Raw genomic sequence first — 1,419 nt, forward strand, 5'->3', positions numbered from 1 at the left:
GTTCCCGGGTAGTTCTGAAACATTGAACGCTACATAAAGTTCTTCGTATTCAGAGTACTTATCTACACTCTTAAGTGTATTTTGAACGTTTTGTACAGTTGACTGCAAACTCTGGATTACTGATGTGTCCGCATCAGCACCCTTGGGTAGAACAAAATTAAATACAGCTGCATTTGATGTACCTACATTAGTAACGCTTGCTGTGTTACCAGATACAACAGTACCTACCTTAATAGTAGCTGCGAGCCCTGGGGTTCCAGTACCGCCTGTACCACCTGAGCCGCCTGTGCTGTACTCCAACTCTTCCCATGAGAACTCAGCTATCTTAGGCATTATTTGTCCTCGGTGTCTTTAGTGTCCTCAGTTGCTAGAACTTCAGTCTTAGCCTTGGAGGTACTCTCTGTGCTCGCTGCCTTAGCAGGTTGAATAACCTTAGCTTCGGCTAAAGGAGCAGAGGCGCTAGCCCCTGCATCCAAAGCGGCACTCTGAATAGTGTACACGAGTGCCATATACCCTCCTTATGCGCGGGTAACAGTTACCACAGCAGCGGTATCAGGACGGCGCACACCAACGGTGTACATAGCATAACAGTCCAGAACGTTGCTGAAGTTCGACTTGTCATCCCAGAAAGTGCTGGTGAACGGTTTAGCTTCGACAGTCACCAAAGTTTTGGTTTTGTCAAACACAATCATTTCACCTTTCAGGTCTTCTGCTGTTGCATCGAAACCATAAGAGTTCGCAGCAGTACTCAACTGGTGATGACCACCAGCCAGAGAAGTACCAACCACAGTCGGGAATGCTACGCACTCTACGATGTTGATACCGTTCATGCGAGCTACACGGCGGTCAGCGAAATCACCGTTGTTGCTGGCGAAGTCTGCGTTCAGCAGTTTCGGGTGATGAGTGAGCTCAGAGAACACAGCGGGAGTTACCAGAGTTACCATACCGCTCAACGGTACTTTACGGGTAATCAAGGTTTCCACAGCTTTCTTGTGAGCTTGTTCCAGAGCAATTGCGTTAGCTTCCAATGCAGCTTGGGTAGTGGCAGTTGCAGCCAGCTTCGCAGCAACTTCAATACCGTCATTGAACGCAGGCTTCAGGTGAGCAGGAGCAGTCCATTTACGCGCCTTTTGCAATTGAATGATGTGAGCCTCATCGAAGACGCTGGCGAACTCAGAGCCGTTGTTCTGACCCATTTCTGTCAGGCGGTCTGGAGCAGTCCAGTCATCTTGATAGTCAATCGGGTTACGGATATACAGAACAACTTCTACGATGATGTTCAGTTTATCGTTAGCAACACGTTGGTCTTCCAACGCCACACCAGAAGTACGAGACTTCACGGTAGAAGTACCCATACGGTCAATACGGTAGTTATTGCTATTCGGGACAGTAGTACGTTGAGTACTCAGATGGGTGAAC

At 48.3% G+C, this 1,419-nt stretch carries 2 protein-coding genes; both read right to left on the reverse strand.

Annotation, left to right across the window (positions count from 1 at the left end; translation table 11 throughout):
* On the reverse strand, window positions 1-333 hold a 333-nt coding region (locus tag ABWK52_RS29680; protein WP_353772410.1), incomplete at its 3' end, for a hypothetical protein.
* A gap of 185 nt (window positions 334-518) precedes the next feature.
* Window positions 519-1,419: hypothetical protein (locus ABWK52_RS29685; protein ID WP_353772411.1), on the reverse strand; the 901-nt coding region annotated here is incomplete at its 5' end.

It is taken from the genome of Bacillus sp. AP50 (assembly GCF_040492675.1).
GTDB lineage: Bacteria > Bacillota > Bacilli > Bacillales > Bacillaceae_G > Bacillus_A > Bacillus_A cereus.